General features: G+C 53.5%; 21 protein-coding genes. 7 read left to right on the plus strand and 14 right to left on the minus strand.

What is annotated here, in order from left to right:
* Positions 1-28 precede the first annotated feature (28 nt).
* A complete protein-coding gene (gene glnD, locus ACLJR2_RS00180) occupies positions 29-2,701 on the plus strand; it encodes a bifunctional uridylyltransferase/uridylyl-removing protein GlnD (protein WP_001094519.1) in 2,673 nt (890 codons plus the stop codon).
* A 29-nt stretch (positions 2,702-2,730) separates the two neighbouring features.
* Positions 2,731-3,555, plus strand: coding sequence for a 2,3,4,5-tetrahydropyridine-2,6-dicarboxylate N-succinyltransferase (gene dapD, locus ACLJR2_RS00185; protein ID WP_001186672.1), 825 nt, complete (start codon positions 2,731-2,733; stop codon positions 3,553-3,555).
* 35 nt (positions 3,556-3,590) lie between these two features.
* On the opposite strand, the gene ACLJR2_RS00190 is transcribed toward dapD, so the two are convergent.
* Positions 3,591-4,892, minus strand: coding sequence for an MFS transporter (locus tag ACLJR2_RS00190; protein ID WP_000017189.1), 1,302 nt, complete (start codon positions 4,890-4,892; stop codon positions 3,591-3,593).
* Positions 4,893-5,138: 246 nt separating this feature from the next.
* Between ACLJR2_RS00190 and ACLJR2_RS00195 the strand changes: the two genes are divergently transcribed.
* Positions 5,139-5,525 carry a DUF3461 family protein gene (locus ACLJR2_RS00195; RefSeq protein ID WP_000272193.1) on the plus strand — a complete coding sequence of 129 codons (387 nt, stop codon included), beginning with the start codon at positions 5,139-5,141 and terminating at the stop codon, positions 5,523-5,525.
* Between the two features lie 88 nt (positions 5,526-5,613).
* On the opposite strand, the gene cdaR is transcribed toward ACLJR2_RS00195, so the two are convergent.
* From cdaR to dgt, 3 genes are all read right to left on the minus strand, one after another.
* The gene (gene cdaR / locus ACLJR2_RS00200; RefSeq protein ID WP_000929417.1) at positions 5,614-6,771 is read right to left on the minus strand and encodes a DNA-binding transcriptional regulator CdaR; all 1,158 of its coding nucleotides are present in this window, start codon (positions 6,769-6,771) and stop codon (positions 5,614-5,616) included.
* 152 nt (positions 6,772-6,923) lie between these two features.
* Positions 6,924-8,351, minus strand: a complete 1,428-nt coding sequence (gene degP / locus ACLJR2_RS00205; protein ID WP_000753961.1) for a serine endoprotease DegP — start codon at positions 8,349-8,351, stop codon at positions 6,924-6,926.
* A gap of 129 nt (positions 8,352-8,480) precedes the next feature.
* The gene (gene dgt / locus ACLJR2_RS00210) at positions 8,481-9,998 is read right to left on the minus strand and encodes a dGTPase (protein WP_000146455.1); all 1,518 of its coding nucleotides are present in this window, start codon (positions 9,996-9,998) and stop codon (positions 8,481-8,483) included.
* A gap of 84 nt (positions 9,999-10,082) precedes the next feature.
* Here dgt and mtnN point away from each other — a divergent pair, with 84 nt between their 5' ends.
* The 3 genes from mtnN to ACLJR2_RS00225 are packed head-to-tail and all read left to right on the plus strand — an operon-like array spanning position 10,083 to position 12,234.
* The gene (gene mtnN, locus ACLJR2_RS00215) at positions 10,083-10,781 is read left to right on the plus strand and encodes a 5'-methylthioadenosine/S-adenosylhomocysteine nucleosidase (RefSeq protein ID WP_000689822.1); all 699 of its coding nucleotides are present in this window, start codon (positions 10,083-10,085) and stop codon (positions 10,779-10,781) included.
* Entirely contained in the window at positions 10,774-11,574 is an 801-nt protein-coding gene (btuF, locus tag ACLJR2_RS00220; protein ID WP_000240673.1) for a vitamin B12 ABC transporter substrate-binding protein BtuF, read from the plus strand. Before mtnN ends, btuF begins: the two co-directional genes overlap by 8 nt.
* Before the next feature lie 36 nt (positions 11,575-11,610).
* On the plus strand, positions 11,611-12,234 hold the full coding sequence (locus tag ACLJR2_RS00225) for a TRIC cation channel family protein (protein ID WP_000964234.1): 624 nt from the start codon (positions 11,611-11,613) through the stop codon (positions 12,232-12,234).
* Positions 12,235-12,334: 100 nt separating this feature from the next.
* Here the strand turns inward: ACLJR2_RS00225 and erpA are convergent, their stop codons facing one another.
* Positions 12,335-12,679, minus strand: coding sequence for an iron-sulfur cluster insertion protein ErpA (erpA, locus tag ACLJR2_RS00230; protein ID WP_001278668.1), 345 nt, complete (start codon positions 12,677-12,679; stop codon positions 12,335-12,337).
* Between the two features lie 81 nt (positions 12,680-12,760).
* Complete coding sequence (gene clcA, locus ACLJR2_RS00235; RefSeq protein WP_000845430.1) at positions 12,761-14,182, minus strand: H(+)/Cl(-) exchange transporter ClcA; 1,422 nt, start codon at positions 14,180-14,182, stop codon at positions 12,761-12,763.
* A gap of 169 nt (positions 14,183-14,351) precedes the next feature.
* On the opposite strand from clcA, the gene hemL reads away from it, so the two are divergent.
* Positions 14,352-15,632, plus strand: a complete 1,281-nt coding sequence (gene hemL, locus ACLJR2_RS00240; protein WP_000045269.1) for a glutamate-1-semialdehyde 2,1-aminomutase — start codon at positions 14,352-14,354, stop codon at positions 15,630-15,632.
* 98 nt (positions 15,633-15,730) lie between these two features.
* On the opposite strand, the gene stfH is transcribed toward hemL, so the two are convergent.
* The 8 genes from stfH to fhuB all read right to left on the minus strand — a co-directional run bounded on the left by stfH (position 15,731) and on the right by fhuB (position 25,159).
* Positions 15,731-16,573 carry a fimbrial adhesin StfH gene (stfH, locus tag ACLJR2_RS00245; protein ID WP_024134109.1) on the minus strand — a complete coding sequence of 281 codons (843 nt, stop codon included), beginning with the start codon at positions 16,571-16,573 and terminating at the stop codon, positions 15,731-15,733.
* On the minus strand, positions 16,573-17,103 hold the full coding sequence (locus tag ACLJR2_RS00250) for a fimbrial protein (protein WP_001129321.1): 531 nt from the start codon (positions 17,101-17,103) through the stop codon (positions 16,573-16,575). The genes stfH and ACLJR2_RS00250 overlap by 1 nt, the downstream gene beginning before the upstream one ends.
* The gene (gene stfF, locus ACLJR2_RS00255) at positions 17,103-17,579 is read right to left on the minus strand and encodes a fimbrial minor subunit StfF (protein ID WP_000738038.1); all 477 of its coding nucleotides are present in this window, start codon (positions 17,577-17,579) and stop codon (positions 17,103-17,105) included. Before stfF ends, ACLJR2_RS00250 begins: the two co-directional genes overlap by 1 nt.
* The gene (locus tag ACLJR2_RS00260; protein ID WP_001250312.1) at positions 17,576-18,088 is read right to left on the minus strand and encodes a fimbrial protein; all 513 of its coding nucleotides are present in this window, start codon (positions 18,086-18,088) and stop codon (positions 17,576-17,578) included. Before ACLJR2_RS00260 ends, stfF begins: the two co-directional genes overlap by 4 nt.
* Positions 18,089-18,106: 18 nt before the next feature.
* On the minus strand, positions 18,107-18,859 hold the full coding sequence (gene stfD, locus ACLJR2_RS00265; protein WP_000982719.1) for a fimbrial chaperone StfD: 753 nt from the start codon (positions 18,857-18,859) through the stop codon (positions 18,107-18,109).
* Between the two features lie 17 nt (positions 18,860-18,876).
* Positions 18,877-21,534 (minus strand): fimbrial biogenesis outer membrane usher protein, encoded by a 2,658-nt coding sequence (locus tag ACLJR2_RS00270; protein WP_000951666.1) that lies wholly within the window; start codon positions 21,532-21,534, stop codon positions 18,877-18,879.
* Between the two features lie 85 nt (positions 21,535-21,619).
* Entirely contained in the window at positions 21,620-22,180 is a 561-nt protein-coding gene (gene stfA / locus ACLJR2_RS00275; protein WP_001090554.1) for a fimbrial major subunit StfA, read from the minus strand.
* 939 nt (positions 22,181-23,119) lie between these two features.
* A complete protein-coding gene (gene fhuB, locus ACLJR2_RS00280; RefSeq protein WP_094461622.1) occupies positions 23,120-25,159 on the minus strand; it encodes a Fe(3+)-hydroxamate ABC transporter permease FhuB in 2,040 nt (679 codons plus the stop codon).
* Positions 25,160-25,161 lie beyond the last annotated feature (2 nt).

Here is a 25,161-nt window from a genome sequence, read left to right on the forward strand (position 1 = left end):
CCATCCGGCTTTTTAATGGGTGGCGCATATGAATACTCTTCCTGAACAGCACGCGAATACCGCACTCCCCACCCTCCCTGACCAGCCGCAAAACCCTGGCGTCTGGCCGCGCGCTGAACTGACCGTCGCCGGTATCAAAGCCCGCATCGACATCTTTCAACACTGGCTGGGAGAGGCATTTGACAGCGGCATTTGTGCTGAACAGCTTATTGAAGCTCGTACCGAATTTATCGACCAGTTGTTGCAACGCCTGTGGATTGAGGCCGGTTTCGGTCAGATTGCCGATCTGGCGCTGGTCGCCGTCGGCGGCTATGGACGCGGCGAACTGCATCCGCTTTCCGATATTGATCTGCTCATTTTAAGCCGCAAAAAGCTGCCCGATGAACAGGCGCAAAAGGTCGGCGAGCTGCTGACTTTATTATGGGACGTCAAGCTGGATGTCGGGCATAGCGTACGTACGCTGGAAGAGTGTCTGCTGGAAGGTCTGTCTGATTTAACCGTTGCGACAAACCTCATCGAAACGCGCCTGCTGATCGGTGATGTCGCTCTGTTTCTGGCACTACAAAAACATATTTTCAGCGAAGGTTTTTGGCCGTCCGACAAATTTTACGCCGCCAAAGTAGAAGAGCAGAACCAGCGCCACCAGCGCTATCACGGTACCAGCTATAATCTGGAGCCGGATATTAAAAGCAGCCCCGGCGGCCTGCGCGATATCCATACATTGCAGTGGGTCGCCCGACGTCACTTCGGCGCTACCTCGCTCGATGAGATGGTGGGATTCGGCTTTTTAACCCCGGCTGAGCGCGCGGAGCTCAACGAGTGCCTGCATATCCTGTGGCGCATTCGCTTTGCGCTACATCTGGTGGTCAGCCGCTACGATAACCGCCTGCTGTTCGACCGCCAGTTAAGCGTCGCTCAACGCCTTAACTACAGCGGCGAGGGCAATGATCCGGTTGAGCGGATGATGAAAGACTACTTCCGGGTTACGCGTCGGGTGAGCGAACTTAATCAGATGCTGCTTCAGCTATTTGACGAGGCGATTCTGGCGCTGCCTGCGGATGAAAAACCGCGTCCTGTTGACGATGAGTTTCAACTGCGCGGCACGCTCATTGATCTGCGTGACGACACGCTGTTTATCCGCGAACCGCAAGCGATCCTGCGCATGTTTTATATGATGGTGCGCAATAGCGCGATCACCGGCATCTACTCTACGACGTTACGCCATTTGCGCCACGCCCGCCGCCACCTGAGCCAACCGCTGTGTTACATCCCGGAGGCGCGCACTCTGTTTCTGAGTATGCTACGCCATCCCGGCGCGGTCAGCCGCGGTCTGTTGCCGATGCATCGCCACAGCGTACTGTGGGCTTATATGCCGCAGTGGTCGCACATCGTCGGACAAATGCAGTTTGACCTGTTCCACGCATACACGGTGGATGAACACACCATCCGCGTAATGCTCAAACTGGAGAGCTTTGCGAAAGAAGAGACACGCCAGCGCCATCCGCTATGCGTCGATCTCTGGCCGCGGCTTCCCCATCCGGAACTGATCCTGATCGCCGCGCTGTTCCACGATATTGCGAAAGGACGCGGCGGCGACCATTCGGTACTGGGCGCGCAGGATGTACTCACCTTCGCCGAACTGCACGGTTTGAACTCACGCGAAACGCAACTGGTCGCCTGGCTGGTGCGCCAACACCTGCTGATGTCAGTCACCGCCCAGCGCCGCGACATCCAGGATCCGGAAGTCATTAAGCAGTTTGCCGAAGAGGTGCAAACCGAAACACGGCTGCGTTTTCTGGTCTGCCTGACCGTCGCGGACATTTGCGCGACCAACGAAACCTTGTGGAATAGCTGGAAACAGAGCCTGTTGCGCGAGCTGTACTTCGCCACTGAAAAACAGCTCAGGCGTGGAATGCAAAATACGCCGGATATGCGTGAGCGCGTGCGTCACCATCAGCTTCAGGCGCTGGCGCTGCTGCGAATGGACAATATTGATGAAGCCGCGCTGCACAAAATCTGGACCCGCTGTCGCGCTAACTATTTTGTTCGTCATAGTCCAAATCAGCTCGCCTGGCACGCACGCCATTTATTGCAGCACGATCTGCGCCAACCGTTAGTGTTGCTCAGTCCGCAGGCCACGCGCGGCGGAACCGAAATTTTTATCTGGAGTCCGGACAGACCCTATCTGTTTGCCGCCGTCTGCGCCGAGCTGGACAGGCGTAATTTAAGCGTCCATGACGCGCAGATCTTTACCACTCGCGACGGCATGGCAATGGATACGTTTATCGTTCTGGAACCAGACGGCAGCCCGCTGGCGGCGGATCGCCATGACGTTATTCGCACCGGTCTTGAGCAGACCATTACGCAGCGTAGCTGGCAGCCGCCGCAGCCGCGTCGGCAACCAGCAAAGTTACGGCACTTTACGGTCGAAACGGAAGTCAATTTTCTGCCCACCCATACCGACAGAAAATCATTCATGGAATTGATCGCGCTCGATCAACCTGGTCTGCTGGCCAGGGTCGGACAAATTTTTGCCGATCTGGGAATTTCGCTTCATGGCGCCCGAATTACAACCATTGGTGAACGAGTAGAAGATTTATTCATAATCGCCACAGCGGATCGGCGCGCACTTAATAATGTGCTGCAACTTGAGGTGCAACAACGGTTGACAGCGGCCCTCAATCCAAACGATAAAGGGTAGTGTGTTTATTTATATGAAAGAGTTTAACAATGCAGCAGTTACAGAACGTTATTGAGACCGCTTTTGAGCGCCGCGCCGATATTACGCCGGCTAATGTAGATACCGTGACCCGAGAGGCGGTAAACCAGGTCATTTCTCTACTTGATTCCGGCGCGCTGCGTGTCGCAGAAAAAATCGACGGTCAGTGGGTCACTCACCAGTGGTTGAAGAAAGCGGTTCTGCTCTCTTTCCGTATTAACGATAACCAGGTTATCGACGGTGCGGAAAGCCGCTACTTCGATAAAGTCCCGATGAAATTCGCTGATTACGACGAAGCGCGTTTTCAGAAAGAAGGCTTCCGCGTCGTTCCGCCTGCGGCCGTTCGTCAGGGCGCATTTATCGCCCGCAACACCGTGCTGATGCCGTCTTACGTTAACATCGGCGCCTACGTTGACGAAGGCACCATGGTTGACACCTGGGCGACGGTGGGTTCCTGCGCGCAGATTGGTAAAAATGTTCACCTTTCCGGCGGCGTGGGTATCGGCGGCGTACTGGAGCCGCTGCAGGCTAACCCGACCATCATTGAAGACAACTGCTTTATTGGCGCGCGTTCTGAAGTCGTGGAAGGCGTCATTGTCGAAGAAGGTTCCGTCATTTCCATGGGGGTATACCTCGGCCAGAGCACCAAAATCTACGATCGCGAAACCGGTGAAGTTCACTATGGCCGCATACCGGCAGGCTCCGTGGTCGTTTCCGGCAACCTGCCGTCAAAAGACGGCAAGTACAGTTTGTACTGCGCGGTGATCGTGAAAAAAGTCGACGCCAAAACGCGTGGAAAAGTGGGCATTAACGAATTATTGCGCACTATTGATTAAGCGAGTGAAAAGCGGGGGCGACAGCCCCCTTTGCATTACGGCGAATGCGGTAACACGGTTTCCGGCGCAATCTTTGCCGCAAACGCCGAAGCCAGCGCAGTTAAAACGACATAACCGGCAACCAATGCCCAACTGTTATCATAGACTGCGCTTAACGCTTTAGCGATAAACGGCGTGAATCCCCCTGCCACAACCGCCCCCAACTGAGCGCCAATTGATGAACCGCTGTAGCGTACAGGCGGATGAAACAGTCCGGCGAAAAAAGAAGGTTGCACGGCATTCAGTGAATTATGACCAATGTTAATAAGCAGAACGTAGCCCATTGTCATCAGTATGAGCGAACGGCTTTCCAGCAGCCAGAAAAAGGGAAAAGCCATTGCCGCGACAAAAAGCGCGCCGAAAATATACACCTGACGGCAGCCACGCCGATCCGACATGATGCCAAATAGCACGTGCATGGGATACGCCAGCAGACAGGTGAACATTACAATGTACAGAATAGTCAGGCTGGCAATCCCAAGCTGCGTTGTCGCCCAGGAAACCGCGAAGACAGTAGCAAGAAAAAAGGGAACGCTTTCCGCAAAACGCAGAATTATAATCAGCAAAATGCTGCGCCATTGTTCTCGTACTACTTTGACCACCGGCCTTTCTTCTCTTTTCTGCCTATGATTAATGGCCTGCTGCTTTTTAAACGCACGGAAGACAGGCGTCTCATCCAGACGATGACGCATATATAATCCAGGCAACACCAAAAGCGCACTGAGCAGAAAAGGAATACGCCATCCCCACGATAACAACGCCTCCTTCGGTAATTGGGTCACGACTATAAATACGCCTGTCGCCAATAATTGTCCCGTGAGTCCTCCTGTTTGCGATAGCGCGCTTAACCGCCCCCGGTGCTTTCCAGCAGCATATTCCACGACCATCAACATGGCGCCTCCCCATTCGCCTCCAACCATAAATCCCTGTAGAAAACGCAGAATAACCAGTAAAGCAGGCGCCAGCGCGCCAATACTGGCGTAAGAAGGCAGGCAACCGATGAGAAACGTGACCGCGCCCATCCCCCCTAACGTAATTAATAACGTGTTTTTACGCCCAAGCGTATCTCCCCTGTTGCCAAAAAATAGTGCGCCCAGCGGCCGGGAGATAAATCCCACGCCGAAACTGGCAAAAGAAGATAACGTTGCAGTCAATGGGCTGGCGCCAGGAAAAAAAAGCGGGCCAAATACCAGCGCGCTTGCCAGGCCGTATAATAGAAAATCATAATATTCAATGGAGTTTCCTATCCAGGCGGAAACCACCACCCGGCGAATAGTAGCATTATACGTTCCGGACATAGACTCCGCCTCTCAAGGTTATCGACCACTACCTCCGGTCAATTTCCCACACTGACCTCAAACGCTTTCTCTATAAACGGAATATCGCGTTGAATTACTTAAGCTATCAATAACCGCCGCCCTTTTGCTCATGACGTTGCCGAGACGTCTTCTGCGATCAACCGCGCTTTTTTTGTATACATTGGTGGCGAAAAACCAATTTTTCGTTAATTATTCAAAAGTTATAGTGTGATGAAGGATACCGCTATGTATGACAATCTAAAAAGTCTGGGCATTACCAATCCTGAGGAAATCGATCGTTACAGCCTGCGGCAAGAAGCCAATAACGATATCCTGAAAATCTATTTTCAAAAGGATAGAGGTGAATTCTTTGCTAAAAGCGTGAAGTTTAAGTATCCACGCCAGCGTAAAACGGTGGTGGCCGATGGCATCGGTCAGGGTTATAAAGAAGTACAGGAGATTAGCCCTAACCTACGCTATGTGATTGACGAGCTGGACCAAATCTGCCAGCGCGACCGCTCAGAACTCGATCTCAAACGTAAGATCCTCGACGACTTGCGCCATCTGGAAAGCGTCGTCGCGAATAAGATCAGTGAAATCGAAGCCGATCTGGACAAGCTTACCCGTAAGTAAGCTGTGTGTTGCCGGATGGCGACGTGTTACGCCTTATCCGGCCTACAGATATATCCCCGTAGGCCTGATAAGCGTAGCGCCGCCGGGCTTAACGCTGTTCATCCAATTGTAGCGCCACATACAGCAACAGCCGATCGTCAAAATTTCCCAAATCCAGCCCGGTCAGTTCCGAAATACGATTTAGCCGATATTCCAGCGTGTTACGATGAATAAACAGCGCCTTAGAGGTCGCCAGCGGCTGGACATTATGGCGAAACCACGCCGTCAGCGTCCGACGTAATAACCCGTTGTTATCCATCGCTTTGAGTTTTATCAGCGGGCGCGCCAGCTCATTGGCCTGCCAGCCGCCACGCAGGCTATCTAACAGAACCGGCAGCATCAAATCCTGATAAAAATAGCTGCGGCTTTCTGGCATCCGCTGTTTGCCGACCATCATCGTGGTGCGCGCCGTGCGGTATGAGCGTGCAATACTGCCCGGCCCGGTAAAGTAATTGCCCAGCGCTACGCGAAAACGTAGCTGACCATTCTCTTTCATTCGCGAGATAAGCTGCTCTACGCGCTTACGATGATCTTCAGCATCCCAGCGACCAAACGAGTTTAAGGCGGGTTTGAGCACCACCATCTCGGTGAGAGAAACAATGGCTATCAGGTTGTTACGCTCCGGCGTGGTAAGCGCATTCTGCAACTGCTGAAGTTCCGCCATTGCGCTATCGACGCCAAGCTGGCCGCTGTCGACTTCCACCACCGCCGCCACACGCGGCTGGTTCAAATCGATCCCCAAACGCTGCGCCCATTCCACCAGCGCCGGCGTATTTTCTTCGGCCTGAATCAGGTTCATCACCAGCTCTTCGCGCAAACGGCTATCCTGCGCCAAAAGGTGCATTAACCGCGACTGTTCCAGCATCATCTCGGCAGTCATACACACCAGTTCGCCATATTTACGCAGATGCTCTGGTTCGCCGGTGAGGCCGATCACGCCGACAATTTCGCCCTCAAGGCGTAAGGGAAGATTAATCCCCTGACGCACCCCGTGCAGGTGTCGCGCCACGGCGTCGTCGATATCCACAACCCGGCCCTGCGACAGCACTAACAGCGCGCCTTCGTGCAATTCACCAATACGTTCCCGATCGCCGCTGCCGATAATACGCCCGCGGGCATCCATTACGTTGATATTGGTATCGATGATGCGCATAGTGCGCGCCACGATATCCTGCGCCATTTTGGTATCAAGATGCCAGCCAGCCATAAATCCCTCCTGTGAGCAGAGCACAAGCATAAGGAAGATGACAGGTCTCGACATTGTGCAAATGCACAAAACGGTGCAAATAAGTATGGAGTTGTGGGGGGTTTCACAGAAAAGGGTTGCCCCCTTCCATGGAGGAAGGGGGACAAAGGTGATTACTGCATCAGCAAATAAATAGAACTATCACCACGCTGAATATTCAGCGCCAGAACCGACGGTTTGCTGTCGAGAATCTTACGCAGCTCGGCGATATTTTTCACCGGCTGCTGGTTAGCGCCGATAATCACATCACCTTTTTTGAGGCCAATTTGCGCGGCGGGTGAATTCGCTTTCACGCTGCTCACCACAACGCCTTTATCCTGGCCTTTATTGCTCATTTCAGCGCCTTCAATCCCGCTGAAGATGGTGCTGGAATCAACCTGACTCTGGCTGCTCTGCTGCAGTTCCAGATTAACCGTAATCGCTTTACCTTCACGCAGCAGACCGAGGCTGATTTTGCTGCCGACCGGCATAGTGCCGACCTGAGCGCGCAGCGCCGCAAAACTGCTGATCGGTTTACCGTTCAGCGAGGTAATGACATCCCCGGCTTTGATACCCGCTTTCGCTGCGGACGAATTCGGCATCACCTGGCTGACGAACGCGCCACGCTGGGCATCGACTTTCATCGCTTTCGCCAATTCGGAATTCAGCTCAGTCCCCATGATCCCCAGTTCGCCGCGTTTCACCTGGCCGTATTCCACCATCTGCGACGTCAGGTTTTTCACCATGTTACTGGGGATAGCGAAGCCAATACCGATGTTGCCGCCGTCCGGCGCCAGAATCGCGGTGTTAATACCGATCAGCTCACCGTTCAGGTTCACCAGCGCGCCGCCGGAGTTACCGCGGTTAATCGCGGCGTCGGTCTGAATAAAGTTCTCGTAATTTTCTACGTTCAGGCCGCTACGCCCCAGCGCCGAAACGATACCTGACGTCACCGTTTCGCCCAGACCAAACGGGTTACCAATAGCGACGGTATAATCCCCCACGCGCAGCGCGTCGGAGTCCGCCAGCTTAATCGCCGTCAGGTTCTTCGGATTCTGAATTTGAATCAGCGCGATATCAGAACGCGGATCTTTGCCTACCACTTTAGCATCGAATTTACGCCCATCGCTAAGCTGTACTTTAATCACGCTGGCGTTATCAACCACGTGGTTGTTGGTGACGACGTAGCCCTTCGCGGCGTCAATAATTACGCCGGAGCCCAGCGCCATGAATTTCTGTTGTTGACCGCCGTTGCCGCCGCTACCGCCGCCCTGGCAGAACGGAGAATTCTGGAACGGAGAACCGTCCTGGCAGAACGGGGAGTCATCGCCAAAGAACTGCTGGAAATTACGCGGCATACGCGGCGTATTCACCGTGGTGCTACCTTCTACATTAATACTGACCACCGATGGCATCACTTTTTCGAGCATCGGTGCCAGGCTTGGCATCTGCTGGGCAGTCATTGCTGAAGAGGACGTTTCAGCCGCCGTGGCAGACAGAGGCGACAATGCCAAACCTAAACTCAGAGCCAGTGCACTCATTGCTAATGTGGTTTTTTTCATGTGTTTCAATCTCGATTAACAGGTAACGCAAAATTGCTGTGTACGTCAGATTCATTTTATAACGCGAAGTTCCGGAACAAAGTTTCTGGAAAAAGTAAAAATTTATTGTCCATCTTTACAAAAGTCCATTTACTGTTCGACCGCCATCAAACGCCGATATTCATCCCATGCGTAAAGGTCAGTCATCCCGCTGATATAATCCTGAATCAACCGACAGCGATAATAATATTCCAGTACCGGGTACTCCGCCGAATCCGTAGGTAATTTACTGACGACTTCCACGTAGGCCAAACGATGGCGCGTAGAAAGTTTCTGAAATAAGCGCGATTCTATGGGGAAGCGTTTCAACCGTTCTTTTTCCACCAGCTCGCGAAAGTCGTTAAGCGACAGGCTTAATAGCGGCTGATAGATATCTAATAATCCGCTGATCACCCGGTATCCCTGTAGTTCAAGCTGTTCTACATCCGGATGGCTAAACACATGTTCAACCGCCACATTCTTATAGAGTTCAAGCAGGCGGCTAAAACCGCTGGCATCTTCCAGCAACGCCTGATTGAAGGTACCGGCAAAAATCTGCGGCAAATTATCAATAAAACGCTGAGCGGCATAGGGCACCAGTTTATTTAATGTATTTACCCGTAAATACATAAAAAACTGATCTTCGGTACTGCGGCTTAATGTATTGGCGCGTGATTTTTCCCACGCATTTCCTACCACCAGCTCAAACAGCGAATCCTTCTCATGGTGGCCCCACGCGTGATATAAATGGTGATAAAGCTGCTCAACGCTAAAGATTCTTTTCTCTACCGCGTCTTCAAGATCGGCGACACAATAAGAAATATCATCTGCGGCTTCCATAATCCACGTTAATGGAAAGCGACTGTAAGGTGCTAACTGTAGTTCTTTACGTAACCTCGCAATATACTTCTCTTCAGAAAGATAATAGCCCGGTTTCTTCATTAAATAGCGATGGGAATCCGGCACCGGCCCTCGCCACCATGCCGGACGGGTATATTTTAAAATTCCGCCAACCTGCGCCCAGGTAAGATTCATCCGCATGAGCGTATGTACCAGACGAATTCCCTGTGCATTGCCTTCAAAATGGCAGATATCCTGACGTACCTTGCGGCGAATATCGTTCAGATTTTCTTCGCCTTCCTGTAACCGTAGCGAGGAAACCACACAGCGATCATGCGTGAGCGGCTGACTTTCCGCATCTTCCGGATGCAGCCGCTGACGAAACCAGTCATTGATCGCCGCCTCGCCAAAATGACCGAACGGCGGATTACCGATGTCGTGCATCAGGCAGGCCATTTCCACGATACTTTCAAAGGGACCGGTCAGCGTATCCAGACCGTACTCCTCCAGCCGGTTTTGCTCTTTCAGGCGGCTTAAAATCTCTTTCGCGATATAACGCCCTACCTGTTGCACCTCCATTGAATGCGTCAGGCGAGTACGCACCGCGGCATTGCGCTCCAGCGGGAAAACCTGCGTTTTTTGCTGCAAACGGCGTATAGCCGGAGAGTTGATAATCCGCCCGCGATCGCTTTCAAAAATCCGCAGGATCTCATGTTCCGTCTTTACGCCCTGCGGTGAACGATAACGACGATGCCAGTTAATTTTATTTCGGAAATCGATCGATGCCATATCCTCTCCCCGCCTGAGAAATGCGCTTCCCCATAAGCGCATGATAAACTATGCCCCCAAAACTGACTTATCGCGAGTAAATCTATGAAAATCGGCATCATTGGCGCAATGGAAGAAGAAGTTACGCTGCTGCGTGACAAAATTGACAACCGTCAGACGATTACGCTGGGCGGCTGCGAAATTTACACTGGCCAGTTGAACGGCACCGAAGTGGCGTTGCTGAAATCCGGTATCGGTAAAGTCGCGGCGGCGCTGGGCGCAACGTTGCTTCTGGAGCACTGCAAGCCGGACGTGATCATCAATACCGGTTCCGCAGGCGGTCTGGCGTCCACGCTGAAGGTCGGCGATATCGTCGTCTCTGACGAAGCGCGTTACCACGACGCTGATGTGACCGCTTTCGGCTATGAATACGGGCAATTACCGGGCTGTCCGGCCGGATTTAAGGCCGATGACAAACTGATCGCCGCCGCGGAATCCTGCATCAGAGAGTTGAATCTGAACGCGGTACGCGGCCTTATTGTTAGCGGCGACGCGTTTATTAACGGCTCCGTCGGGCTGGCGAAAATTCGGCATAACTTCCCCGACGCGGTCGCCGTAGAGATGGAAGCCACCGCTATCGCCCACGTCTGCTATAACTTCAACGTGCCGTTCGTGGTGGTACGCGCTATTTCTGACGTGGCCGATCAGCAATCGCACCTCAGCTTTGACGAATTCCTCGCGGTGGCGGCGAAACAGTCGACTCTGATGGTCGAAACGCTGGTACAGAAACTGGCGCATGGTTAAGCAAATGTTCAGGGCGCTGGTCGCCCTGCTGCTTACGCTCCCGGTGTGGCTTTACGCTGCGCCGCGCGTCATTACCCTCTCTCCCGCCAATACGGAGCTTGCTTTTGCCGCCGGGATTACGCCCGTTGGCGTCAGCAGCTATTCCGACTACCCGCCCGAAGCGCAAAAAATAGAACAGGTCTCTACCTGGCAGGGAATGAATCTGGAACGCATTGTGGCGCTGAAGCCGGATCTGGTCGTCGCCTGGCACGGCGGTAATGCGGAACGCCAGGTAAACCAACTGACGTCATTAGGTATTAAGGTCATGTGGGTGGACGCGGTAACCATCGAACAGATCGCCGACACGCTCCGTCAACTGGCCGCCTGGAGCCCGCAGCCGGAAAAGGCTCAGCAGGCAGCGCAGACATTGCTAAACGAGTACGCCGCACTCAACGCCGAGTATGCCGGTAAAGCTAAAAAGCGCGTCTTTCTTCAGTTTGGCATGAATCCTCTGTTTACCAGTGGTAAAGGGTCTATTCAACATCAGGTTTTGACGACCTGCGGCGGAGAAAACGTCTTTGCTGACAGCCGCGTGCCGTGGCCGCAAGTCAGCCGTGAACAGGTGCTGGCAAGGCATCCCCAGGCCATTATCGTGGCCGGAAAAGCGGGCGAAATTCTCAAAATTGAACAATACTGGGGAAACCTGTTAAAAATTCCGGTTATTCCGCTTAACAGCGACTGGTTTGAACGCGCAAGCCCGCGTATTATCCTCGCCGCAAAACAACTCTGTAATGCGCTTTCACAGGTGAATTAGAGCCTGTCTTACCAGGCTCCCAGTGGGGATTCGACAATGCTCGTCTATTGGCTGGATATTGTAGGCACGGCTGTATTTGCTATCTCTGGCGTGTTGCTGGCCGGGAAATTACGTATGGACCCGTTCGGCGTCCTGGTGCTCGGCGTCGTTACTGCCGTCGGCGGCGGGACAATCCGCGATATGGCGCTGGATAACGGCCCGGTATTCTGGGTTAAAGATCCTACCGATCTGGTCGTCGCCATGGTCACCAGTATGCTGACCATCCTGCTGGTTCGTCAGCCAAGACGTCTGCCGAAATGGATGTTGCCGGTACTGGATGCGGTCGGGCTGGCGGTGTTTGTCGGCATTGGGGTGAATAAAGCCTTCCTCGCTGAAACGGGGCCATTAGTGGCTGTCTGTATGGGCGTGATTACCGGCGTCGGCGGCGGGATTATTCGCGATGTTCTGGCACGCGAGATCCCCATGATCCTACGCACCGAAATCTATGCCACGGCCTGTATTATCGGCGGGATTGTTCACGCTACCGCGTTTTATACGTTTTCAGTACCGCTGGAAAGCGCCAGCATGATGGGTATGGTGGTCACGCTGTTCATTCGGCTGGCGGCCATTCGCTGGCATTTGAAATTGCCGACGTTTGCCCTGGATGAAAACGGACGTTGATATTGTTTTGCCCGATGGCGCTACGCTTATCGGGCCTACAGGAAAGATGTTGTAGGCCGGATAAGACGCTCGCGTCGCCATCCGGCACAACGAACAGCAATCAAATGCTGAAGGAAGAGCCACACCCGCAGGTACTTTTCGCATTCGGGTTGGTTACAATGAAGCGGGAACCTTCCAGGCCTTCGGTATAATCGACCGAACCACCCACCAGATACTGCAAACTCATCGGGTCAACCACCAGGCCAACGCCCTGTTTTTCGATGGTCATATCCCCTTCGTTAACCTGATCGTCAAAGGTAAAACCATACTGGAAGCCGCTGCAACCACCGCCGGTGATATACACGCGCAATTTCAGATTCGGGTTATCTTCGTCAGCGATAAGACTTTTTACTTTATTCGCTGCTGCGTCGGTAAACTGCAGCGGCAGCGCTACGTCATCACTCATATTTTGCTCCAAACGACATCGGTAATTGGATAAATTTTCACCCAATATTGGCAGTCATTATCTAATACCCTGGTAATTCGTTCAAGTATTCTCGCCCGCAGGCGCATTCTGGTTTTTCGCCGCCTGTTCCGCATCCTGCTTCGCCAGAGTGCGCGCCAGGATGGTTGAGTATAACGGTTTCCCGCCCAAAAACTGGGCTAATAGTGTCGCGCCAAGACAGGTGATAATCATTGGCAAAATGAGCTGGTAGTTATCGGTCATCTCCAGCACCAGCACAATCCCCGTCAGCGGGGCGCGCACCGACGCCGCCATCAGCGCCCCCATCCCGGCAATCGCAAAGGTACCGGCCTCCAGGTGATACTGCGGGAAAAGCACTGCCGCCGCCATACCGAAGGCCGTACCAAGCAGCGTTCCCAGCGCCAGCATCGGGGCGAAAATGCCCCCCGGCGCGCCGGAAGAAAAGCAAAGCAGCGTTGTGACCACCCGGGTAATAAAGATGAACAGCAGTAGCCCGACGCTAAAATTACCTGCCGCGGCGATAGGAATAAGGTTAAATCCGCCGCCTGCCGCTTCCGGCTCAATCAACCCCAGAATACCGCACAGGCCGCCGATCGCGCCGCCCATAAGCACCCATTTTTTAATTTCGCCGCCATGAAAGCGCTGAAACATATCCTGGGTACGCAGCACCAACGAATTAAATACTGGCCCGACGCAGCCAAAAATAATGCCGAGGATAAGGTATAACCACAGTGTGTTAACCGGCGCATCAGACAGTTTGCCGACTTCAATAATCGGCGCTTCGCCGTTAAATATGCGGAACACAATGCTCGACATGATGACGCCGGTAAACACCGCTTTAATCGAAATCAGGTTGTAGCGAAACTGCGGGCGCATCTCTTCAATAATAAACAGGATACCCGCCAGCGGCGCGTTAAACGCCGCAGAGAGCCCCGCCGCCGCGCCGGTCGCCAGCAACGTATGCCGCGCTTCGGCGCTGCGCATACGAAAAACATCCAGCACCATGCGCCCCAGGTTGCCCCCGATTTGCACCGTTGGCCCTTCGCGCCCTAATACCATTCCTGCGCCCAACGTTCCCATCCCACCGATAAATTTCACCGGCAACACGCGCCACCAGCGCACCGGACGTAGCTCCTCCAGCGCACCTTCAATTTCCGGGATACCCGAGCCGCCGGCTTCCGGCGCAAATTTTCGCACCAAAAAGTAGCCAACCATCGCCAGTAACGCCGAAAGGATAAAGGCCAGCGGCCAAAGCAAAAACGCATGGTCCGCGACCTGAACCAGCGCGCCAATGCGCATGTTTTGTACCCAGGAAACCGCCTTTTCAAAGGCGACGCCAACCAGTCCGGTAAGCGTGCCGACAACGGCCGCCATGAACAGGATGGCCAGCGGCGTTTTATCCCGCTGCATTAACCGGCGAATCTGATCTCTGCGCCGTAAACGCACAATTTGCTGAGCTAAAAAGGTGGAAGTGTCTGTTTTCATCAGAAGATCATTAATTGGTAATACAAATCTAAAGTCGGCATTCTACTCGCCAACGCCGCGAAAATCCCCTGCAAATCGTATTGTTTCAAATGCGTAAAACTTTCATAACCTTCTCTGAATAACTTAGAATAGCGGGTATTCACTTTTTCTACGAACCAGGAATCTTTCCATGAGTAAGTCTGAAAATCTCTATAGCGCGGCCCGCGAGCTGATCCCCGGCGGCGTGAACTCCCCTGTTCGCGCCTTCACTGGCGTGGGTGGTACCCCGCTGTTTATCGAAAAAGCGGACGGCGCTTATCTTTATGATGTCGATGGCAAAGCGTATATCGACTATGTCGGTTCCTGGGGGCCAATGGTACTGGGGCATAACCATCCGGCTATCCGCAATGCGGTGATCGAAGCTGCGGAGCGCGGTTTAAGCTTCGGCGCGCCAACCGAGATGGAAGTGAAAATGGCGGAACTGGTCACCAACCTGGTGCCGACCATGGACATGGTGCGCATGGTGAACTCCGGCACCGAAGCGACCATGAGCGCGATTCGCCTGGCGCGTGGTTTTACTGGCCGCGATAAGATTATCAAATTCGAAGGCTGCTACCACGGCCACGCAGACTGCCTGCTGGTCAAAGCCGGTTCTGGCGCGCTGACGCTTGGTCAGCCGAACTCGCCGGGCGTGCCGGCAGATTTCGCGAAACATACGCTGACCTGCACTTATAACAATCTGGCGTCAGTACGCGCGGCGTTTGAACAATATCCGCAGGAAATCGCCTGTATCATCGTCGAACCCGTAGCGGGCAATATGAACTGCGTCCCACCGCTGCCGGAATTTCTGCCAGGTCTGCGCGCCTTGTGCGATGAGTTCGGCGCGCTGCTGATTATCGACGAAGTGATGACCGGTTTTCGCGTAGCGCTGGCCGGAGCCCAGGATTACTACGGCGTCGTGCCGGACCTGACCTGTCTGGGTAAAATCATCGGCGGCGGGATGCCGGTAGGCGCGTTTGGCGGTCGTCGCGATGTAATGGATGCGCTGGCGCCGACGGGCCCGGTTTACCAGGCGGGCACCCTTTCCGGCAACCCGATTGCGATGGCGGCCGGTTTCGCCTGCCTGAATGAAGTCGCCCAGCCCGGCATTCATGAAACGCTGGATGAGCTCACCACCCGCCTGGCGGAAGGTTTGCTGGAAGCTGCCGAAGAAGCGAATATTCCGCTGGTGGTTAACCATGTCGGCGGCATGTTCGGGATTTTCTTCACCGACGCTGAGAGCGTAACTTGCTATCAGGACGTGATGGCGTGCGACGTGGAACGCTTTAAGCGTTTCTTCCACCTGATGCTGGAGGAAGGCGTATATCTGGCGCCATCGGCGTTTGAGGCGGGCTTTATGTCGGTCGCACACAGCATGGACGACATTAATAATACTATTGACGCCGCGCGCCGGGTGTTTGCGAAATTGTAAAAGAGAACGTCCAAAAACAACGTAGGCCGGGTAAGGCGTCAGCCGCCACCCGGCTTTTTTTGGTTCATCGCAGGTTAGCCTGAACCGCACCAAACACCCTAAAGCTCATCAATAATATACTGAAAGCTACAGGTCGACGTGAACTGCCCGGAGCCAATGTTGCGGGTGTTCACCGCTACATTAATGTCATGAAGCTCAACATCGGTTATCGGATGATCAACGGCGCTGGTCGTGACGCTCGACTGGTCGCAGCCCAGCACATTGAGCGTAATACCCGATGAGACAAAACGGCAATAAGCGCCACGGTCGTCAAATTTGCTGCCATCGCAAAGTTTTCCCCCCTCCATCAAATAGGTATGTAACGTGCGATTCACCGTGCCACCGGTGGCATCAAGCATGAGGGTTGTTTTCTGTTTCGAAACGTTCGCATCCCAGGAGATATCAAAAGTATCAACGGGAACTTTCGGGCAAACTGAGCTGCGCGTATCCGGCGGGGAATACGTTTCGCCAGAGATACCATCAGCAGCAGTGACACGACTCGTTGCCAGCCAGGGGCAACCATAGTCATCGCTTTGTACCGTAATATCCACGGTAAAAGAGCCACAATAGTGCCAACTCGCTGGCATATTCTGGCAACTGGAGCGCGCAACGCTGTTATCGAAATCGCGTAACACAACCGTCGGCGCGGGCTCTGGCCCCGACCAGGATTGTAAGGGTACCGGACGATTTTTTAAAACCCCTCCTAGCTGCCAGGTGCCATAGTATACTCCGTCATGTGTATCCACCATCACATTCAGCAGAATCGAGCGATCGAAGGTACTCGGGCCTATGCCGTAATAGAGCGTGGTACTTGAAAACGTCGCTTTCAGCATGGGTTTAGCCACTACCGAACTGCCATAAACGGCAATCAGCAGCAAAAATAAAGTCCGTATTATTTTCATCATAAATACTCAAATGTAACTAGTGCGCTTGCGAAGAACGTTCCCGGAACCAGATCTTCGCCAGGAAGGCGTTGTACCCAGGCATTCAGGCTTAGCGCGTTATTCCCCGTCACCAGCGTGAATATCGCACCCTCTTCATCGTTCATGCCCACGGGAACGCCGGATAGCGTTTCAATACCAATCCCGATCCCGGAAGCGCCTGAGTGGCTATCGATGGCCAGGATACCGCGCATTCCGGTCGCTTCGGTTCCAGTGAAAGTCACCTGCACCCCGTTACTCAGCGCCGAATCGCAATCCGTGAGCTCAAACACTAAAGGCTTACGAGCAGACTGGCCGTCGGGAGTGAAATCAGAACTGTCAAGCGACGAAAAATTGACTTCGGCAATCCCCGTCCCCTGCATCGTGAGCGTGCAAGGACTGGCCACCAGGCTACCGGAAAAATGCAGGTTATCTGCCGCTGAGACCGGCAATATCAGCGCCCCACAAAGGATGCAGGCCGCGCCGTGTAATAACGCCTGTCTTTTAGCCATTACTGATAATCCACCTGTAATGTTGCCGTCGCATCGAAGCCGCCTTCTGTCAGCGAAGCACCGCTCTTTTTAACCGGTATGGCTTTCAGAACAGGTATCGATTGTTCATTCACCGTAATGGTGGACCCCAACGTAAAGGGTTGGTTGTTCTGCCTGAGTTCAATTCCCAGTCCCGCCACGCTGGTGTTTACCGCCGCCGGATTAAAATCACTCACGGAACCGCTTAGCGTCAGGGTCATCGCCATCGTCTCATCGCGCACCGTTGAATCACAGGTGATCTCATACGGAACATTCTGCGCATAACGCGTACCATCTATTTTATTAATCAGCAAGTTACCGAACTCAACGTCGATCGTCTGATCATTGTTAATCGTACAATTCGGCGGCGAAATTAATGTGCCGTGGAACTTAAGGTTCTCAGCCGACTGCGCGGCAAAACTGCTGCTTATTAACACTGTCAAAGCCATTTTTTTCATTGGTAATCCACCACCAACGTGGCGCCTGCGTTAAACGCGCCACCTGTTAACGTTACGCCATTATTTTTGACGGGAATTGCCTCAATGGCCGGACCGCTGCCGCCGCTGTATTGAAATGACAACCATTGCGTATTGCCGGGGGAAATCAGCGCGCCATCCATGGCGGTTTGCAGACGAATACCCAATCCATCGACATCGGTTTGCAATACCGACTCGCCATTGATAGTCACCGCATTTCCCTGAATCTGTAACTTCAGGTAATCGCTCACTCTGCCGTTACAGCTCAGGCGATAGCCCACCGCCTGCCGGTAATTCACCCCGTCCACTTTCGTCGTCAACACATTGCCAAATTCCACCTCACCGCCGGTCACAGTACAGGGCGGCGCGGCATTAACGACTATCGTCAGCGTCATGTTGACCGTCTTACTTCCTGCTGCCAGCGGCATACTGACCGCACTCAGCATGGCCGCACACGTTACCGTGCCCAGCCGTAACCGCCATTGCCTCATCTTGCGTCTCCTTGTCGGTTACGACTTTCTGCTTTTTGCTTCATCTACCGCACAACTGTTGTCAGTACAGTTAAAAATCAGCGGTAACCGCGCGCCATAATCGTTGACGTAAGTCAGCACAGGCGAGTGACCTAATTCACTGGCGTCCCCTCCCAGCGTCACGTTGCTTTTTGGTGCAATCACTAATGGGCTAAAGCCTCTGGCCGGAGTGCCGTCCATGCGGCTGCTGGCGTTGCTTAACACCACGTAGTAACCGGTCGGATTGCTCACCTGATAGCCATTGCCCTGACGCTGAAGGGTGATCTTGTATTGCCAGGGATGCTGCATATCGATTTTCGATAGCGCCTGCGGGCGGTAAAAAACTTTGATGCGCGTTTGCAGGGCGATTTGCAGCGTGTTGGGCTTGTCGCTTTGCGGCGGAATTTCGCGCACGTTGTAATAAAAAAGGGTTTCCCGATCCTGGGGGAGCGACGCCAGCGCCGGCATCCCCTGAATTTTGACCTGTCCGATTGCCGACGGCTCAATGCGCTGGACCGGCGGGACGACGATTAAAGGCGAGGTGATTTTGGCGCCCTTCTCATCTTCCACCCAGGACTGCGCCAGATAGGGCAGTTTGCTGTTGGCGTTTTTCAGATCGACGCTTATCGATTTATCTTCGCCGCGAAACACCAGGCGGGTGCGATCGGGCGCGATGGCGGCCTGGGCGCTACCGTAGCCGCCCAGTAAAAGCAGCAAAACAGCGGCCAGGTTATAACGTTTTAATGGCATCATGAATGCGATTTCCTGAATCAATGTGTTGGATAACGAGAAGAGAGCGCTTCGGGTTGCGTTGAAGACGTCAGCCGCTGCGTATGAAGCTGGAGTAATGGTTTCTCTGCGGGCTGCGTTGCCTCAGGTGATGAAGCGTCGCCGATGCACGGCAGCAACAGGCCGCTAAACAGATCGCCCGGCAGCGGATCGGGCAACGCCGCTTCACACTGCGTTTTACCTTCCCATGTCACCTGCAACCGCTCGCCGGGGTTAATGCCTATCAGATAAACGCTGCCGTCTTCACCTACGATCCCTAACTGTTGCTGGCGACTGTTGTAAACCTCCGCGCCGAAGGGCGGCGTGCCGCCATCGCGCAGGCGGATACTGGCCATGGCTTTTTTACCGCTGAGCACCTCCAGGCGGCGATAACCGATCGCCCCTTCCGTCAGGGTCGCCTGAGCGATGGAGAGGGTTGCTTCCGCGTCTTCCGGCAACTGGGTAATGTCGATTTTCACCTGGTTGCGGTAATAGTCGTTGACGTCGACAATGACGGCTTTACCAAACGCGTTGGTATATACCGGCGTGCTGTAGCCGGAGATGGGTACGTTCGCTTCATCGCCGACATCCACCAGCAGCCGCGAGCCGCCGTTGACGCTGGTACGGTGCAGCGCCCCGCCTTTAGCAGTCAGCGTCGCGCCGCCCTGGATGTTCAGCCCGCCGGAGGTATAGTCGCCTTCCTGATAGTTCGCACTGACGTCAATGTCGGCATAGCTCGCTTGATGACGGTAATAGCCGTCGAGAGTCGCGCCGTTATCCGCGCGGCCAGCGTTGATCTGGTAGTTATTGCGATCGTCAATGCGCTCGTAATAGCCGACCTGATTGCTGTTGTTGTCATCGCTAAAGGAGCCGTTGTAGCTCAGCGTGCGGTTGTTGCCCCACGGAATACTGAGCGAGACGTACACGCCGTCATCACGCTCATTGTCATATTCGTTGCGAAAACCGTTCACCGACAGACTGATCCCGCGCACCTCGCCGACATCGAAATAGTGCGACAGCGTCAGGTTATAGCTGTCCTGGTTGGGTTGATTCCAGTAGGTGCGATGGGTGTAGTTGATATAAGCGTTGACGTTTATTGCCGAAAAGTTCTGGCTGTACGTCAGGGTATACATCTCTTTATCGTGGCCGGTGCGCTGACGATCGTTATCGTCATTATGCGTATCGATAAACTCGTCCATCGTCATGTAGTTTTCTTCGGAAAAGCGATAACCAGCAAACGTCAGACGGCTGTCTATATCATCAAAATCTTTAGCGTAGCTGGCACGGAACGAGTTACCCTGAATGGTGCCGTCGCCGTAGGCGCTCCCCTCTGGCAGCGTCGCACGGGAATGGGTAACATCGACGGAAAACGCGCCCAGCAGCGCCAGATCGCGCCCCAGTCCTAACGCCAGCGCCTGATAATCCTGCTCGCCGATGGCGCCGCCGTACAGCGACCAGCCGTTAGCGATCCCCCAGGAGGCTTCGGCTGAGGTGAAAAAGCCGCCTTGCATATTGTGATCCCAGTCCTGCGGTCGCCCGGCTGCCAACTTGTAGCGCACCTGGCCGGGACGGGTCAGAAACGGAATGGAGGCGGTGCTGACGTCATATTCCTGCACCTGACCGCTTTGTTCTTCAATTTTGACGTGTAGATCGCCGGATACCGTTTCATTAATATCCTGAATGCGAAACGGTCCAGCCGGGACCTGCGACTCATAAATCACCCGCCCGCGCTGGGTCACGGTGACTTTGGCGTTGGTGCGCGCCACGCCTGATATATCCGGGGCGTAGCCACGCAGATTAGGCGGTAACATCTGATCGTCGGTGATAAGGCTGCCGCCAACATAGTTAAAGCCATCGAAAATATCGGATTCCAGCGATCCTTCGCCCAGCGTTAGCTGCGCCCGGAGCTGCGGGATCGCCCGCCAGGCGTAATAGCGGTTCCAGTCCCAGTTCTGTTCGGAACTGGAGCCAAAGTTGTCTTTATCTTCGCTGTCATTTTCGTGACGATAGTTAGCCTGCCAGTCCGCGCGCAAACGCCACGCGCCGAGGTTGGCGCCCACCGTGCCGTTGCCGCTGATGTCATATTCATCGCCGTCATCATGTTCAGCATGTCGCCACTGGCTGTTAACGTTGTAGTCAAATAACACGCCGGGAATCCCTTCATCCCAGCGGGAAGGTGGATCCCACTCTTCATCGCTGTATTCCAGATAGGCCTGCGGAATAATCACCGTCAGCGTTGACTGGCTTAAATCCGTTTGGGTTTCCATCCCTTCCAGTTGATCTGGTTGCAGACACTGACCGGCATTTATCCAGATCATTTTATCTGCTATTTCAGGTTTTAACCCCAGCAGCGATACCAGTTCAGGCGATAAACAGGGATATGTATTATCAGGATCGTTATTATCAACGGAGTACGTAATAATATTATCCTGAGCAATTTGACTCTGATTGACCAGCACCTGAAGATGATAGCTCCCCGGCATAATGTAGCCTTTACGGGAAAAACGGGAGAGATCCAGGCTGGCATCATCTTTAACATCAAGAAATCGGGTATTAAATTGAATGGGCGCTTCCGCATAGCTATTTTCCGGACCGACAGCCAGAACAATACCCACCACGGCCGCAAGCGTGCTCAGACGAAATTTTTTATAGTGAGCCATCAGACAATCTATCCCTGAAATATATAATCTATTTTTTTACTTTGAGCATTATCCTGCGGCAGACTGCCGCAGGATGATATTTCACTTACAGATAGCTGATCGTGAAGTTTACGGTGCTGCTGAATTCGCCGGTATCGATAGTGGTGGCAGCGGAATCGCCTTTCACCCAGGCTTTGAAGTTAAGAGTCTGTTTCGCCGCCGCAACGCTGCCGTTCATCGTCAGGTTTTCGCTGTAAGCGTCGCCCAATTTGATCGCAGAACCCAGGTGGTTGCCGATAACAATGCTGGAACCCGCCATTTCGCCGCCGCCGATACGCATCAGCGCAACGCTGCCCGGATTAGCGCTGGATTCGTTACCGATGGCAGAGAAAACGGTAGACGCTTCTTTCTCAGTGGTGAATGCGCAGTTTTCCAGACCGATATGGAAATCGACTTTTGAAGATTCTTTACCGCCCATCAGAGAACCGGTACCGATATGGCCCAGGTTAACGGTCTGGTGTTCGTCGCCAACCACGATTGAACACGGTGAATCTTCAATAGTACCGGTAAAAGTCACCGTACCAGTATTACTGCCCGCAGCATTGGCAAAGCTGGAAACACCCATAACCAGTGCGGCAGCAACCGCAGCTTTTACTGCTGTATTCATTTTTCATCCTTATTAAAAGTTGGTGAGTATTTTTACGCTATTCACACGGAGTTATACTCAATACCCCATGTTTATATTAGTAGATATATATTATATGACGAGTTATGAAATTGCCGATGCAACATTCAAAAGAAGCAAACAACACGTTAATAAATAACATCCCTTAGGCGCGGTGAAGTATTTTCCATTAAAAACCCAAAGACAAGCGTTTTTTATTTAAAGGATTATCAGAATTAAATAATAAATATTTTTACCGTTCAAAAAACAAACAAAGCAAGCAAGACGGGAGAGCCAAAAAAACAATAAACATGTCAAAATGAATAAAAAAAGATCAGAATTACAGTACTGAATATATAGCAATGACGCGTAACATTTATTTTTGGTATAAATTTCATTAAAAAAAACAAAAAATGCTAAATTACATTTTTTTTGTTTACTCGTGGCAATTAATTTATTTTAATAGAGTTGTTTTTTATTACTTCGATAAAAAAATAATATTTTATTATCGAAGTTTTATAATGAAAATTTATTATTAAATTAAAATTGATTTACGAGATTCATTAAAGATGCGGCATCCGCATCTTAATATTTAAAAAGGCTTAATACCGAAACCGGTAATTCTTATTATTGGATAGATCATGCCGCAATTTATCATCAACGTTTCGGGCCTGGATATGTTGAAATTAGTCACCCTGTTCAGGAGACAGCGGCGCGCCACTGAAATAGCACATGACTTATCGATACAGAAATAACACCTGCTTCTTGCTGAAAATAAAAGCAGAGTTCCCTCGATAAAACGTGACAGGACAGCTCTCGCACCTGATAGCGTTCAGCTATTTTTAGGCCTACAAAATATTGTCACAACATATTGATATTGTGTAATTTGTAGGTCGGGTTGAGCATGGCTGCCACCCGACATAAATGTGGCACAGCTTTTTTTTACCGACTCTGTTTACGTAGCAAATAGATAAAGTACGGCGCGCCAATAAAGCTTGAAAGCAGTCCCGCCGGGATCTGATACGGAAATAGCGCCATCCTGCCGCACCAGTCGGCAAAGACCAGTAAAACGCCCCCTGCCAGCGCCGAGATGACCATATGCGGCATCGTCCGGCGAAAACCGAGCATCCGCGCAATATGCGGCGCCATCAGTCCAACGAAACTCAGCGGCCCAATGGTCATCGTCGCGGTTGCCGTCAAACAAGCCGCCAACGCCAGCAGCGCGATACGCGACGGCGTAAGCGCCATGCCCACCGCGCGCGCGGCATCGCCGCCCAGAGGCAAAATCGTTAACCAGCGGCGACACAACGGCACAATGGCCAGCAAAATCACCATCACGATCGCGGTTCGCGTAACCTGCCCGCCAGTGGCGTTATAGGTAGATCCTGCGATCCAGGTCAACACTTCCGCCATCCGCGGGTCGCCGCTCGCCTGGAGCATCATTAGCAGCATGGTAAACGCGGTGCTGAGCGCCATCCCCGCCAGCAACATCCGTTGCGGCGAGAAACCGCCGCGCCCGGCGGCTATCATAATAATCAGCAGTGTCGCCGCCGCGCCCAGGCTTCCGGCAGGTAGTAGCCAACCGAAAGCATTCCCCGGCACCAAAAACAGCATCAACACCACGCCAAACGCAGCTCCGGAACTGATCCCCAGCACTTCCGGACTGGCCATTGGATTACCGGTCAGACGCTGAATAATGCAGCCCGCCACCGCCAGCATGACGCCCGCCATTAACGCCGCCAGTATCCGCGGCCAGCGCCACGGCATCAGTTCTTCAAGCAGCGTTCCGCTCGCCCACGTCCAGCCGTGCGCGTCGCGACCAAAAGAGAGCGCGCCCCATGTTGCCAGCAGCAAGAGCGCGCCACCGGCAACGGCAAAAGCGAGGACATGCCGACGCTCCGCCGCCACACGATCGCTGGCGTTCATATCCGGCGCGCTCATGCTTTTAAGCCGCGGCAGCAGCCACAGGAGCAGCGGCGCGCCGATTAACGCCGTCACTGAACCGGTGGAGACCTCCATCCATACGCGGGTGAGCCAAAGGATAATCTGATCGGATAGCCATAAAATAAGCGCCCCAATGAGCGGCGCCAGCATCAGGCGCGCCAGCAGACGTCTTGCGCCAAGCATTTTCGCCAGCAGCGGCGCAAACAGGCCGATAAAACCGATAATGCCCACCGCGTTGACCAGCAGCGCGCTCAACACAATCGCCAACGACAGCGCCGCCAGACGCGCTAACGACAGCGCCAGCCCCAGATTACGCGCAACGCCGTCATCCAGCCCCATCAGCGTCATCGGACGTAGCAACAATAATGTGAGCATCACACCGCCCAGCAACTGCGGCCACAGACGCTGCACGCCGCTCCAGTCGGTTTGCGTCAGCGTTCCGGTGCTCCATAAAAACATGCTTTGCAACTGATCGTGGTGGAAAATCACCAGTAACTGGTTGATTGCGCCACAATAGAGGCTAACCACCAGCCCGGCGAGGATTAGGGTTACCGGCGACAGGCGTTTGCCCCACGCCACGCCGAACACCAGCGCGCCGACAATGCAGGCTCCCGTCAAGGCGGCAAACTGCGTGGTCAGCGCGCCGGGAATCGCCCATAGCGTAGTCACCGTGATCCCCAATTGCGCGCCGGTCGCCACGCCCAGCGTGGTCGGTTCCGCCAGCGGGTTACGCAATACTTGCTGGAACAGGACGCCTACCAGCCCAAGTCCCGCGCCCACCAGCAGCGAAATCGCCAGTCTTGGCAGCAGGCTGTAATGAAAAATCATCTGCTCAATGATGTCGATATCCGGTGACCAGATAGCCTGTTGCCACTGACTGCGCGGTAGCGCAACAGAGAAGTTAACCCATGTCAGCCAGCAGGCGGCAACAAACAGCACCAATAACAGCAACGCCGGATGGCGGCTTCGCCTTATCCGGCCTACCAAGCGCCCGAACCGTAGGTCGGATAAGGCGTTTTTCGAGCCGCCATCCGGCATTT

Origin of the sequence: Salmonella sp. SAL03688 (assembly GCF_046551895.1) — a bacterium.
GTDB classification, from domain to species: Bacteria; Pseudomonadota; Gammaproteobacteria; order Enterobacterales; family Enterobacteriaceae; genus Salmonella; species Salmonella enterica.